Genomic DNA, 12,958 nt, shown 5'->3' on the forward strand with positions numbered 1-12,958 from the left:
TGCTAAAGTGAAATACTTAGCGAAGAACTAAGGACTTGGTTGTTTTAATCATTACCATTAACCGCATCCTTTACTTCTCTCATTTCGTATTCGTCTAATTTAATTTGCTTTTTAATTGGGTCATAAATCGGGTGATGGTACTTGGTTATTGCTATCAAAAGGTCAGCGCCTAACGCTTTATACCTAAACTCATCGGTTGTTGAAACTGTTCTGTTAAACAAAGCTAGTGTTTCAGAATGGTGAGGATATTTAGCCAAGGCCTTATAAATCAATTGCCACTTTTGAAAATTGTATAGCTGTTTCGCCCACTCGCGCTCAAAAATTTTAGTTAACGAAATATAAAAGCTGCTATCAGGAGTTATTATTGCAGCGCGAATGGCATAGTCTTCCGTATCCGGGTTATTAAATGCCTTTTTTATAATACCAATATCACTTTTCCTTTTGTAACGGGCTAAAGTCCAAACGGCGACAGGCCAATTCTCACTCACTACAATGAAGTTTTTAGCATAACAACAATGGTTTAAAGGTTAGGTATTGCATGATGTATAAAGTTAATACTTTAATTTAAAGGACCAATGCTGTTGCACGCCTGCCGCGTGTGTCAACTTAGACCGCCGTAACATCAACCCATGTAAGTACAGCACACCCAAAATCGTCTCACCCGTCTCATTTTCGTTTCACTCAAAAGCAAGAAAATGCTAACAGTCAATAAGTTAATGGGAAAATCGTTTCAAATCGTCTCACATACACAGTGAGACGATGGTACGGTTATACTAAGCATCTGCCAGTTCAATCCAAACCGGAGCATGGTCACTGCTTTTTTCCCACCCGCGCACATGCTTGTCAACACCGGCGGCCTGTAACCTGCCCTCCACCTGCGGACTCAGCAGAAAGTGGTCTATACGCAAACCGGCATTGCGCCCATAAGCATTGCGGAAGTAGTCCCAAAAAGTATAAATGGTTTCATTCGGGTACAGTTTGCGTAAGGCATCCGTCCAACCCTGGTCAACCAGTGTTTTAAATGCCTCCCGCGTTTCCGGGCGGAACAAGGCATCTTCCACCCATCGCTCGGGCTTGTAAACGTCTTTTTCGGTAGGCATAACGTTATAGTCGCCGGTCAATACAACAGGCAGGCCCTTGGCCAAAAGGTTGGCCGCATGCAAGGTTAACCTCCGGAACCAAGCCAGTTTGTAGTCGAATTTAGGTCCTGGGGCAGGGTTCCCGTTTGGAAGGTATAAACAGCCAATAATAACATTGTTTACTATTGCCTCAATGTAACGGCTGTGCGCATCTTCAGGGTCGCCGGGCAAAACACGCCGCACCTCTTTGATCTCATGTCCGCGCGAAAGGATAGCCACCCCGTTCCAGCTTTTCTGCCCATGCCATATAGCGTTGTAGCCTGCTTCTAATATAGCCGCTTCAGGAAACTTCTCCTGCGGAGCCTTTAATTCCTGCAGGCAAACCACATCGGGTTGGGTCTCATTGAGCCAACGCAGCAAAACCGGCAGGCGGCCATTAACGCCGTTAACATTGTAAGTAGCTATTTTCATGAGCGTTGTTATTTATTCAATATTAGTACTAAAACTATAAAACAGCAATAACCAGCTAAGGTTGCAGGTAAATAAAAAACGGCGCTTACCCGCTTGGGTAAAACGCCGTTACTTAACTATGTCAGGCAACTACCTAACTTCTTTTTACCCTAAGGTGCTTATTTAAAAAATACGCTATCACTACAAGCGGTACCCCCAATGTTACCCATGACAACACATCCCATATACCATTGCCCGTAAGGGCAGACAGTAAGCCCGCCGCGCTGATCACTGCAATTACTAACGGCACCAGCCAAACACGTAAAAAGGTACTCATATTGTTGCTGTTAAATTGTAAGAGGCTTCCATACGGGCCAGTTGTTCCTTGCTTGACTTTCTGCGGGCAAACCACAGGTAAAGCCCGCTGATGAGCACCACAATGGTAGCAATGTCAAACAGCGCCCAGATCATTTTTAGCGGCATGCCACCGTAATCGCCAAAGTGCAACGGTTGCGAAATAAAGTAGGCATTTACAAAAAACGGCATCTCACGCATATCGGTCAATTGGCCGGTTTGGGCATCAATCAGTGCCGGTTTAAGCAAACGCTCGGTCAAAGGTGTATTACCCCTCACGAAAACAGCGTAATGGTGTTTGCTTGAATACATAGTACCCGGGAAGGCTACAAAGTAAGGTTGCATCTCGGGTTCGCGTTGTTGTACTATCTTCATAGCATCATCTAAGGAGCTTAGCTCACCCGTAAGCGGTTTTGCATTTTTGTATGGAGCAGTCATTTCGGTTAACTGTCCTTGTTGCCAGGCATACAGCATTACATCTCCTAATGCATTGATTACCCCGGTTAAGCCAACCACCGTTGCCCAGGTGAGGGTTACAATACCTAACAGATTGTGCATGTCCAGCCATTTCACGCGGCTTGACTTTTCTGTACGGATCATGCCGAAGTCGAACTTTTTCATAATTGGCCCATACAGCACAATGCCCGATACAATAGCTATTACGAACAGAATACCCATCAGCGCCATCAATAGTTTGCCGGGTATGCCCGCAAACAGATCAACATGCAGGCGCAGCATTACCCACATAAAACCTTCCTGTACCACAGGTGTATCTTCTATTTCGCCGGTATAGGCGTTTATGGCTACATATTTATCAGTTTGATAAGCTGATGATGGAGAATCGCCAACTGTAACGTTAACTAACCCCGGGTGCTCCTTATCCCATACAACTAACTTGGCTACTTTACCCGGAAAGTGTGCAACAGCAGTTTTAACCATCTCATCCACCGGAACAGGTTTAGCATCAGGAGCGTGCGTTAGTTCCTTTTTTGCCTCGGTAAGTTCTTCTATCTCCTCGTGAAATATAAGGGGAAGGCCCGTTAGGCAGAGCAGCAGCAAAAACGCTGTGCAGATAAGGCTGGTCCACTTATGCCACCAAAACCATCGTTTTACGCTTTTGATTGTTGCCATAGTTATTGCATAAATGCCTGTCGCACGGATATGCGACAGGCGTATGGGTAAATAAAGAATGCGTTAAAATTTGTACGACAAGCTTAAAACTACCTGACGCAACCTTTGCGGGTTGATAGTAGTGTAACCGGTGTAATATTGTTTATTGGTTAGGTTGTTAACTGCTAAACCAACACGGTATTTAGTACGGTCGTAAAATATATTACTGTTGAACAGGTAATATTCGGGTAGTTCAAAAGTGCCGCCACTTACACTATTTATTATTTTGTTTTTGCTAACGTAATTACCGCCAAAGCCTACACCCAGGCCTTTTACAGCGGTCTCCGGCAAACGGTAACTTAGATAGAAGTTGCCCAGGTAAGGCGAACCAGCGGTTACAGGGCGTAAGCCGTCAACATCCGCATCGGCTTTGGTATACTTGCTATCATTATAAGCAAAACCTGTTACTATGTTCAAGCCAGAAAAAGGATTAGCAATAATTTCGGCTTCAAACCCTTTGCTTACTTGTGTGCCATCTTGCGTTTGTGCAAATACACCCGGCACACTGCTTTGCACGCTATACAGACTATTGCTAACCTTGATGTGGTAGTAACTTAAGGTACCGTTCAATTTGCCGTCAAACAAAGCCATTTTTACACCACCCTCGGCCTGATTGGCGATTTGCAGTTTAGGTATAGTTGGCGTGCCGGAAGCGTTGATATAAATATCAGGGTTAACAAAGCCGTTTTGATAGTTGGCAAAGAATGACAGTTGATCTTTAACAGGTTGATAGATCAAACCAAATTTAGGCGAAAACGCTGTTTGGTTAAACGCAGCCGCATCAGGAGATCTGTCAAATTTTTGTGTTCCGGAATGTTTGAAATGGTCAATACGTAGACCTACAGATGCGATAAGCTGGTCTGTGATGTTAACCACGTCTGACAGATAAGCACTGTAAGCGTCTTTTTTGTAGAAGTAAGGATAAGTATTATTTATGGTAAGCGGATTGGCTGCGTTTGTGGCATCAACCAAAGCCTGGTTGAACGATCCATAGTTAAACGTTTTGCTGTTCATTGGTGCTATGCCGTAAAAGTTGGTAAAAAACACCTGGTTAGAGTTTTGATGAAGAAAATCTAACCCAAAAACAAAGCGGTGGCGAATGCTGCCGGTGTTAAAGTCGCCGTTTAGGTTGTGCTGTACCTCTATACTGTTGAGTTTACTGTCTTTAGTAGATTGATCATAACGGGCGATATAGCTGCGACCAGATGGGGTAATGCTAACCGATGGGTCAAATGATTTTGCAAGTGCGTCTGTAACCAGGTAATAGAATGGATTAGCACCATCTGAGAAACTGTTGGATGAAGAGAACACCGTTTGCGAAGTGAATTTGTCTGATATCTTGTAATTCATTTGCGCAAAGTAGTTGATGCTTCTGCTGCGTTGCCTTACGTCATCGCTTACGTAAGCCTGTTTGTAGTCTATAGTAAGATCGCTCACTTTGGTCACGCCCAGGTCTTTAGGTTGCGAGTAAAAGAAGAAGAATGGTGCAGCAGAACTACGACCTGAGAAAATTTCGGCTTCAACCAAAAACGACAAGCGCTCGCTGGCTTTGTATGAAAGGCTTGGCGCAATGGTAAATGAACGGCTTTTACCGAAATTGCGGAAACTACCCTCGGTATTGTAGGCTGCGTTTACCCTGAACAACAGGTTTTTGCTGGCAGTTAACGGCGTGTTCAGGTCAATTGTGGTACGGCTAAGATCATAGCTGCCAACGTTATTGCCAACTTCAAGTCCGAATGCTTCATAAGGTTTCTTAGTTACACGGTTGATCAGGCCACCAAACGATGTTAGCGTACTGCCGAATAGTGTTGCCGATGGTCCCTTAATTACCTCTATTTTTTCAACATTTACAGCGTCAACCGTATTGGTTATAGTACCTGCAATGCCGTTACGTAACCGCGTTTGAGTAACAAAACCACGCAGTGTAAAGTAACCGCCACCATCACCGGCTCTACCGGTTGCATCCCACATTTTTTGAATTCCGGGTGCGTTACGTAATGCTTCATCTACATTAAATACCTGTTGTTCTTTTAAAAGGCCACTGGTAACAGTTGTATAACTTTGCGCATTTTCCAATGGTGTCAAAGGTATTTTAGCGGCATCGGTGCTTATCCTACTGGTAAAACGGTTGGCACTGTTGGCAATAACGTTTACCTCGCTTAATTGCGACTGGTTGGCTTTTACTGTAATAGTGGGTACATCAACGGTTTGGCCTGCGGTTAACGTAAGCGGCACCTCAACGCGTTCAACACCAACATATGATATAATTAGTTTGTATGACCCCGCCGGTGCTCTGAAGCTAAACTCACCATTCTCATTAGTTGCAGAGCCGTGAGTTGTGCCCTCTAATCCTATTGATACATAGGCAGCCGGCTCGTTATTAGCTGTAATTACTTTGCCACGTATGGTACCGCGCGTGTTTTGAGCGTAACCCGTTACGCAAAGCATCAATATGCAAAGCAGGGCAGTTATTTTAGTTGTAATAGGGAAATGTTTTATCATTGTTTATTAAGACTAATTATAAATAATGCGACAAAAGTAGATGTAATTTCTAAAGATGCAAGGAAAAACTATTTTTATTTAGACTTATTCTTATTAAATTTGCTGCCGCTAAACATTACAAGCATGAAAAAACTATTAATAGCGCTATTGGCTTTAGGTACCTTATCAGCCAAGGCTCAGCAAAATACATTGCTTCAAGCAGCCTTTTGGCAAGGAGCGCCAACTGTTGATGTGGTAAAGGCCGAAGTTGCAAAAGGAAACAGCCCATCGCAATTTAATGGCAATAGCTTTGACCCTGTTGTATTGGCTATCAACGCCAACGCCCCTACATCTACCGTTCAGTATTTAATTGAGCAACCCGGAAATGACGTTAATAAACTGACACATGATGGCCGTATATATCTGCACTGGGCTGCAAGCCGTGGGAATGCTGAATTGGTAGAATATCTGCTTAAAAAAGGTTCTAAGTTAGATTTGGTGGATACGCACGGAAGTAAACCCCTTTTGTTTGCTGCTAACGGCGGTCAGCAAAACACCAAAATATATGATGCCTTTTTGGCCCACGGCGCTGACTTTAAAAAAGATGTAAACCAGGATGGCGCTAACGTGCTTTTGTTAGCCATAGCTAATGATAAAAACTTTTCTCTTACCGATTATTTTGTGTCAAAAGGTGTTGACCTGAATAGCGTTGACGCTAATGGTAACAATGCGTTTGCCTACGCTGCTCGCACAGGCAACGTTGAGTTTTTAAAAGCTTTGGTACAGAAAGGCGTTAAGCCAAATGCTAACGCTATGTTAATGGCTGCGCAAGGTGGTGGCGGTCGTGGTGCTGCTCCTGCAGGTACGGGCCTTGCTGTGTTTGAATACCTTGAAAGTGTTGGTATTAAACCAACTGCGCTAAGTAAAAATGGCGAGAATGTATTGCACGCTATTGTACGTAAACCTAACCAAACCGAGCAGATCAAATATTTCCTTTCAAAAGGTGTATCTGTTAATCAGGTTAACGAGGATGGTAATAACGTTTTAATGGCTGCCGCAGCTGTTAGTCGTGATTTAGCTACTCTGGAGTTACTGGTGCCACAGGTAAAAAGCATTAACCTGGCTAATCAGGCAGGTCAAACAGCTTTAACGCTGGCTGTAAAAGGTAACTCGCCCGAAGTTGTTACCTACTTAATAAGCAAAGGCGCAGATGTAAAAGTGCTGGATAAAAAAGGAAATAACCTGGCATTCTACGCTGTCGAATCATACCGTGGTGCGGGTGGCCGTGGTCCGGCTATGGGCGGAGGTGCAGGCAACCAGGATTTTGATAATAAGTTAAGCATACTTAAGCAAAACGGTTTAGATATTGCTGCTCCGCAAAAAGACGGTAACACGCTATACCACCTTGCCGTAGCAAAAAACGACCTTAACCTCGTTAAAAAGGTAGAGGCCTTAGGTGTTGATATCAATGCTAAAAACAAAGAGGGGATTACCCCATTGCACAAAGCGGCTTTAATAGCCAAAGATGATGTGATGCTGAAGTACCTGTTATCTATCAACGCTAAAAAAGAGGAAGTAACCAACTTCAAAGAAACCGCTTTCGATCTGGCCAGCGAGAATGAAACACTATCTAAAAATAAAGTGGCTATCAGCTTTTTAAAATAATAACATGACTAACTTTTTCAAAACTTTAGGTTTAGTGCTGGCGCTGGTAATTGTACAGTCGGCTACTGCTGTTGCGCAAACCACCAAATATAAATGTATGGTGCAGATGACCAATTACATGGGTGATGGCGCGTACATTGTGATATCATTAATTGACAGCAAAGGCGCTTACGAGAAAACTTTGTATGTATTAGGTTCCGACAAAAAATGGTACAAAACCCTTAAAGAGTGGAACAAATTCTACCTCAAGAAACCTTCAGCTGTGGTTAGCGCTATTACAGGTGCATCAGTAACAGGCGGCGACCGTAGCGTGAATGTTATTGAGATTGAAAACTCAAAGATCAACGCAGGTTACAAATTGCGTTTTGAAAGCGCTGTTGAAGACAAAGCCTATAACGTAAAAGACGTTGAAATACCGTTAACTACACAGGCCCTCGATGCAAAAACCGAAGGCACCGGGTATATTCGTTATGTTAGGTTTAGCGCTAACTAAGCTGTTTTAAAATATTATATGACCATTTCGGTATGGAGATACAGTCACTTAGCTTTGGCTGTATCTTCTTTTGTTTTATTGACGCTGGCCTCTGTAACAGGCATTATACTTGCTTTTCAGCCGGTAACAGAAAAGGTGCAGCCCTACCGAACTGCTAATTTAGATACCGTTACTCTCGCACAGGTACTTCCTGTACTCCGCAAAACCTATCCGGAAATCAGTGAACTTTCCGTAGATGTCAACCAATTTGTACAGATAAAAGGCAGTGATGCCAACGGCGAAAAGCTGCTGGCTTACGTAGATCCACTAACAGGTAAGATTTTAGGAACCCCAAAACCTGCCGATGAGTTTTTTCAATGGGTAACGGCTTTACATCGTTCCTTGTTTATACATGAAACCGGGAGATTCTTTATAGGCTTAACCGCGTTTTTGTTGCTGCTGATCGTTATTTCCGGTACCATGCTGATCATACAACGGCAACGAGGGATTAAGCGCTTTTTTACCAAAATTGCCCGCGACAACTTTGCGCAGTATTACCATGTGGTTCTGGGACGCTTGTCGCTTATTCCGATTTTTATTATTGCCCTTAGCGGAACTTACTTATCACTGGCCCGATTTAACCTTATCGACTCAACAAAGGCATCAACGAAAGTTGATTTCGATGCCATCCGCACCGGCCCTGCAAAAAACGCTGCAGATTTCGCCGTTTTTAAACAGACCAAACTATCAGCGGTAGAAAGCATTGAGTTTCCTTTTTCTGAAGATGTAGAGGATTACTACACCATTACATTGAAAACCGGCGAACTGGCTATTAACCAGGTTACTGGGAATGTATTGAGCGAGGTGAAATATCCGAAGGCGGTAATGTTTACTAACCTCAGTCTTGATCTGCATACGGGCCGGGCCAACATGGTTTGGGCTATTATACTGGCTGTGGCTTCTGCTAATATACTGTTCTTTATTTACTCGGGTTTTTCCATTACGTGGAAACGCCTGAGCAATCGCACTAAAAATAAATTTAAGGCGGAAGAAAGTAAGTATATAATTTTGGTTGGCTCAGAAAACGGTAACACATTCGCTTTTGCACAGGCTATTTATCAGCAATTGCTTAAAAAAGGAGAGAAGTCGCACATTACCCAGTTAAACGATTATAAATTATTCCCCAAGGCTGAGCATTTGATTGTAATGACAGCCACTTACGGTTTAGGCGACCCGCCAACCAATGCTGCGAAATTTAAAAGTCTGCTACAAAAATACCCGCAACAACAACAGGTTAAGTACTCGGTGGTGGGTTTTGGCTCGCATGCCTACCCTGATTTTTGTAAGTATGCTTTTGAGGTGGAGCAACTGCTGCTTGAACAACCCTGGGCGCAGGCCTTGACGGATATTCACACGGTAAACGACCGTTCGCCGGAGGAATTTACTTTATGGGCCGAGGCGTGGGCGCAGCAGGCAGATGTGCAGCTTACCTCCTTGCAGCTTCAAACCAATAATACCCGTTTGGAAAGCTTGACGGTTGTTGATACCACCTCGGCAACACGCGCTGATGGCACATTCACCATCAACCTGAAAGCACGTAGAGGATTGAAAATTAGATCGGGCGATCTGCTGGCCATCTATCCGGAGAACGACCATCGTGAAAGATTGTATTCTATAGGTATGGTTAATGGTAATATCCGTTTGAGCGTACGTTTGCAACCTAACGGCATTGGCTCAGGTTTTCTGCATCGCCTCAAAGCAGGTGAGAAGATACGTGCCAAAGTAGTTAACAATCAGCATTTCCATTTCCCGGCAACTGCAGGCAACGTTGTTATGATAGCCAATGGCACCGGCATAGCGCCATTTGTTGGCATGGTAGACCAGAACAAAGCTAAGGTGCCTTGCTATCTGTATTGTGGTTTCAGGGAGCAAGTGTCATATGCTGCACATCAGGAGCTGTTGGAAGATGCCAAAGCCAATGGGCGTTTGCACGGATTGGAGATCGCATTCTCCCGCGAGGGTGAAAAGCAATATGTAAGCGATCTGGTGCAGCGGGATGGTGCGATGATAGCGGAAATATTAGAACACGTAGGGGTGATCATGATCTGCGGTTCCTTAGCTATGCAGAAAGATGTTTTGGAATTGCTGGATGCTATCTGTCACGAAAAAAATGGTAAAGGCATAAGCCATTACCGCTCGCATGGGCAAATTCTTACCGATTGTTACTAAGCGCTAAAGCCTGCGTTTTTTAAATCCTAACTCCGGCGAAGAGATAATGCGGCCATCATCGGTTATCATAATGAAATGGTAATCCGGGAATTGCTTAATAAGTTGCTGCGCCGCTCCTTCTCCCAACACCATCATAGATGTGCTGAAACCATTGGCCACCTCGGCGCTCGGCCCAAAAATGGTAACACTGGTTAAACCCGTTGCAGGGTACCCCGTAGCCGGGTTAATAATGTGAGCGTATCGTTTGCCGTTAAACTCCACAAACTTTTCGTAACTGCCTGAGGTGACTACCGCGCCTTGTTTCAACTCCACCACCTTTAACAGTTTGCCTTCCTTTTTAGGGTTTCTGATGCCGATGTTCCAGTATCGTCCGTTAGGCTGCCTACCCCAGGTATTCATATCGCCCGAGCCGTTTACAATGCCCGCTTTTATGCCACGTGCCAGCATCATTTCGCGACACCGATCTGCCGCATAGCCTTCGCCTAACGCGCCAAAACCTATTTTCATGCCCGGCAATTTGAGGTAGATGGTGCTGTTAATGCTATCCAGTACAATATTTTTGTAGCCTACTTTTTCTACCGATTTTTTAATGGCTTCCGGCGTGGGCATCTCGGTCATGGAGCCATCAAACTTCCATATCCTGTCCATAGCAGCAAAGCTGATATCAAAAGCGCCACCTGTGATTTCAGATAAGTGCAACGCCCGTTTGGCAAGCGCAAAAACTTCTGGCGATACCTTTACCGGTTGTGTACCGGCGTTGCTGTTCACCTGTCCAATCTGGGAGGTTGGAATCCAATCAGATATCAAATTTTCTATACGGGAAACTTCAGCTATGCAGGTATCAATGTTTCTTTCGGCGGTGAGACTGTCGGCAGCTACTATGGTAATATCCCAGCGGCTGCCCATTAGCTTGGTGGTGCGCTTACGCAATATCTGCGCCTGCGCTGTTGCAGTGCACAACAATATAAAACATAGTAGCTTTAATCTCACACTTATGAATTAGTTATTCTTAGCCAACGGATATCCCTGGGTGGTCCAGTTGGTGCGCAGGTTAACGTACAGGTTAAGTACACGTATATTATTAAAGCCCAGATCTTTCAAGGCCTTATAAGCCGGACGAATATTAGGGCATTTTCCAAAAGGGCAGCATCCGCAGTAAATTACTATCTCGGTACTTTTCGGCTTGGCGGCTAAAGTGGTTTTTAGCTTTGCCATATTAGCAGTATCGCTAACAACGCCTATGTGCACGGCCCCTTTTATATCCTCTACGCTACCCAGGTTCAATACCAGCGGAGCCTTATTCTTGGTTATCAGGTCGTTAAGTTCACCGGGTTCCAACAACTCGCTGGTTTGCCAGGGCCTGCTTTGACCCGGCGCTTCCATGCCCGATGCAGACACCTGCGCTTTAGCCATCAACACACTAAAAACCATCAACAGAGAAAGATATAGATACTTCATACAGCAAAGATAAAAACCTAAAACGTAAAAAGTTAACCTCCATTGTGCTACGCTGTATCAAGGAGACACTCTGACCAAAACGTGACTATCATCATTATTTGCGCTGACAGCTATCATTTGGCTAAAAGCTTATTATGCTGAATTTTAACTCATTGAAAGATTATGAGAAAGCTTTGTTTAATTCTATCATTTTTGTTTGCGTTCGGAGCCATGTCATGCCGTGCACAGGTAAGTGCAGATGCTGCCCTTGCTACCGAGATACAGGCCCAACTGGATGACATTAACCTGGCTGCGCAACTTAATTTTCCGGCCTCGGTTGCCCGTTTCTATCGCGAAGGCAAATTTGCCGGCACATGGGTTACCGACAACTATGGCCAAAACGCAAAATGGCAGGCTTTGCTGCTTATTGATTGCGTTTTGCAGTACGGCCTTTCTCCTGCTGATTATCATCCTAAAGAAATACTATATAACAGGCTCTACGATATAGAAAAAACTGATAAGTTAAATGTCGCGCAGAAAGCAAGGTTTGATATCATGATGACTGATGCCATGGTTACCCTGCTTAACTACCTGCATTATGGTAAGCTCAACCCCAATTACGGCCAGCTTGCTATTGACAAAGGCCTGGGTTTACCCTTTAATGCGGAAAGATCATTAGCGCTGATTTTAAAACAGCCTGATTTTAAAACCGGCATGTTAGATGTGCAACCGCGTTCAAAAGCCTATGCCGATCTGCAATATAAAATGCGCCAGTTAAAAGGGCAATATGACGGCGATTGCTATACCGTTCCCGAGCAGACCATACGTAAAATAGCCATTAATATGGAACGTTTGCGTTGGGCCGAAATTAATGATGCCGAGGCTTACGTGCACGTTAATATCCCATCATTTGATCTCACTTATCATTTGCCTGATACCAACAGAATGTTCAAAGTGATAGTAGGCAGTCCGGAGCACCCAACGCCTGTTTTACAAAGTAACATTGAATACTTTACTACTGCGCCCGAGTGGAAAATTCCCGCAAGTATTTTTAATAAGGAGTTATTACCCAAGGCTATTAAAAATCCGGCTTACCTTACAGAAAACAACCTGACCATTTACGATGGCGTTGGCCAGGTTGAGAACATTGACGCGGCGCTGCTGAACACTATTGCAAAAAACTCTAAAAACTATTACGCCAAACAAGCCGCCGGTTGCGATAACGCGTTGGGCCTGCTGGTATTCAGGTTTAAAAATATTTATTCTGTATACCTGCATGATACGCCAGATAAAATGCTGTTCAAACGTGAAAAACGCGATCTGAGTCATGGCTGCATAAGGGTTGAAAACGCGGCTTTGCTTGCCGAACTGCTGCTTAAAAATGATGCGCAAGGTGGAAAGGTAGCTCAACTGAAAAGAAATCTCACCAAAGAAAAACAGCAAAATTTCGTGCTTACTCAACCGGTTCCGGTTAAACTTACCTACCTAACCTGCTTGGTAAAAGATGGCGAAATAGTTAATTACAAAGACATCTACACACTGGATAAAAGTCTGGAAATGGCCATGTATGGCGTAAGCGATCCGGTGAATTTAAGGTGAAACCCATAAAACCCGAAATGTT

At 44.1% G+C, this 12,958-nt stretch carries 11 protein-coding genes; 4 read left to right on the forward strand and 7 right to left on the reverse strand.

The features are described 5' to 3' along the window. Nucleotides 1-44: 44 nt before the first annotated feature. The 5 genes from CLV57_RS02505 to CLV57_RS02525 form a co-directional block, all read right to left on the reverse strand. Nucleotides 45-488, reverse strand: coding sequence for a hypothetical protein (locus CLV57_RS02505; RefSeq protein ID WP_100339781.1), 444 nt, complete (start codon nucleotides 486-488; stop codon nucleotides 45-47). A 285-nt stretch (nucleotides 489-773) separates the two neighbouring features. Further along, nucleotides 774-1,550, reverse strand: a complete 777-nt coding sequence (gene xth / locus CLV57_RS02510) for an exodeoxyribonuclease III (RefSeq protein ID WP_100339782.1) — start codon at nucleotides 1,548-1,550, stop codon at nucleotides 774-776. Nucleotides 1,551-1,683: 133 nt separating this feature from the next. Next, entirely contained in the window at nucleotides 1,684-1,866 is a 183-nt protein-coding gene (locus CLV57_RS02515; protein ID WP_100339783.1) for a hypothetical protein, read from the reverse strand. Continuing rightward, a complete protein-coding gene (locus tag CLV57_RS02520) occupies nucleotides 1,863-3,014 on the reverse strand; it encodes a PepSY-associated TM helix domain-containing protein (RefSeq protein ID WP_100339784.1) in 1,152 nt (383 codons plus the stop codon). Before CLV57_RS02520 ends, CLV57_RS02515 begins: the two co-directional genes overlap by 4 nt. Nucleotides 3,015-3,077: 63 nt before the next feature. Next, the gene (locus CLV57_RS02525; protein ID WP_100339785.1) at nucleotides 3,078-5,555 is read right to left on the reverse strand and encodes a TonB-dependent receptor; all 2,478 of its coding nucleotides are present in this window, start codon (nucleotides 5,553-5,555) and stop codon (nucleotides 3,078-3,080) included. A 123-nt stretch (nucleotides 5,556-5,678) separates the two neighbouring features. Here CLV57_RS02525 and CLV57_RS02530 point away from each other — a divergent pair, with 123 nt between their 5' ends. From CLV57_RS02530 to CLV57_RS02540, 3 genes are read left to right on the forward strand one after another with little or no spacing between them, the layout of a single operon-like run. Continuing rightward, nucleotides 5,679-7,199 (forward strand): ankyrin repeat domain-containing protein, encoded by a 1,521-nt coding sequence (locus tag CLV57_RS02530; RefSeq protein ID WP_100341283.1) that lies wholly within the window; start codon nucleotides 5,679-5,681, stop codon nucleotides 7,197-7,199. Between the two features lie 4 nt (nucleotides 7,200-7,203). Then, nucleotides 7,204-7,692 carry a DUF2271 domain-containing protein gene (locus CLV57_RS02535; protein ID WP_100339786.1) on the forward strand — a complete coding sequence of 163 codons (489 nt, stop codon included), beginning with the start codon at nucleotides 7,204-7,206 and terminating at the stop codon, nucleotides 7,690-7,692. An 18-nt stretch (nucleotides 7,693-7,710) separates the two neighbouring features. Further along, entirely contained in the window at nucleotides 7,711-9,900 is a 2,190-nt protein-coding gene (locus tag CLV57_RS02540; RefSeq protein ID WP_100339787.1) for a PepSY domain-containing protein, read from the forward strand. Between the two features lie 3 nt (nucleotides 9,901-9,903). Here CLV57_RS02540 and CLV57_RS02545 read toward each other — a convergent pair whose 3' ends face one another. Together CLV57_RS02545 and CLV57_RS02550 are read right to left on the reverse strand one after the other, a co-directional pair. Beyond that, the gene (locus CLV57_RS02545; protein WP_245856833.1) at nucleotides 9,904-10,890 is read right to left on the reverse strand and encodes an FAD:protein FMN transferase; all 987 of its coding nucleotides are present in this window, start codon (nucleotides 10,888-10,890) and stop codon (nucleotides 9,904-9,906) included. Between the two features lie 9 nt (nucleotides 10,891-10,899). Then, a complete protein-coding gene (locus tag CLV57_RS02550) occupies nucleotides 10,900-11,358 on the reverse strand; it encodes a rhodanese-like domain-containing protein (protein WP_157799048.1) in 459 nt (152 codons plus the stop codon). 162 nt (nucleotides 11,359-11,520) lie between these two features. On the opposite strand from CLV57_RS02550, the gene CLV57_RS02555 reads away from it, so the two are divergent. Continuing rightward, the gene (locus tag CLV57_RS02555; protein ID WP_100339789.1) at nucleotides 11,521-12,936 is read left to right on the forward strand and encodes a L,D-transpeptidase scaffold domain-containing protein; all 1,416 of its coding nucleotides are present in this window, start codon (nucleotides 11,521-11,523) and stop codon (nucleotides 12,934-12,936) included. The last annotated feature ends 22 nt before the right edge of the window (nucleotides 12,937-12,958 follow it).

Origin of the sequence: Mucilaginibacter auburnensis (assembly GCF_002797815.1) — a bacterium.
Classification (GTDB): Bacteria; Bacteroidota; Bacteroidia; order Sphingobacteriales; family Sphingobacteriaceae; genus Mucilaginibacter; species Mucilaginibacter auburnensis.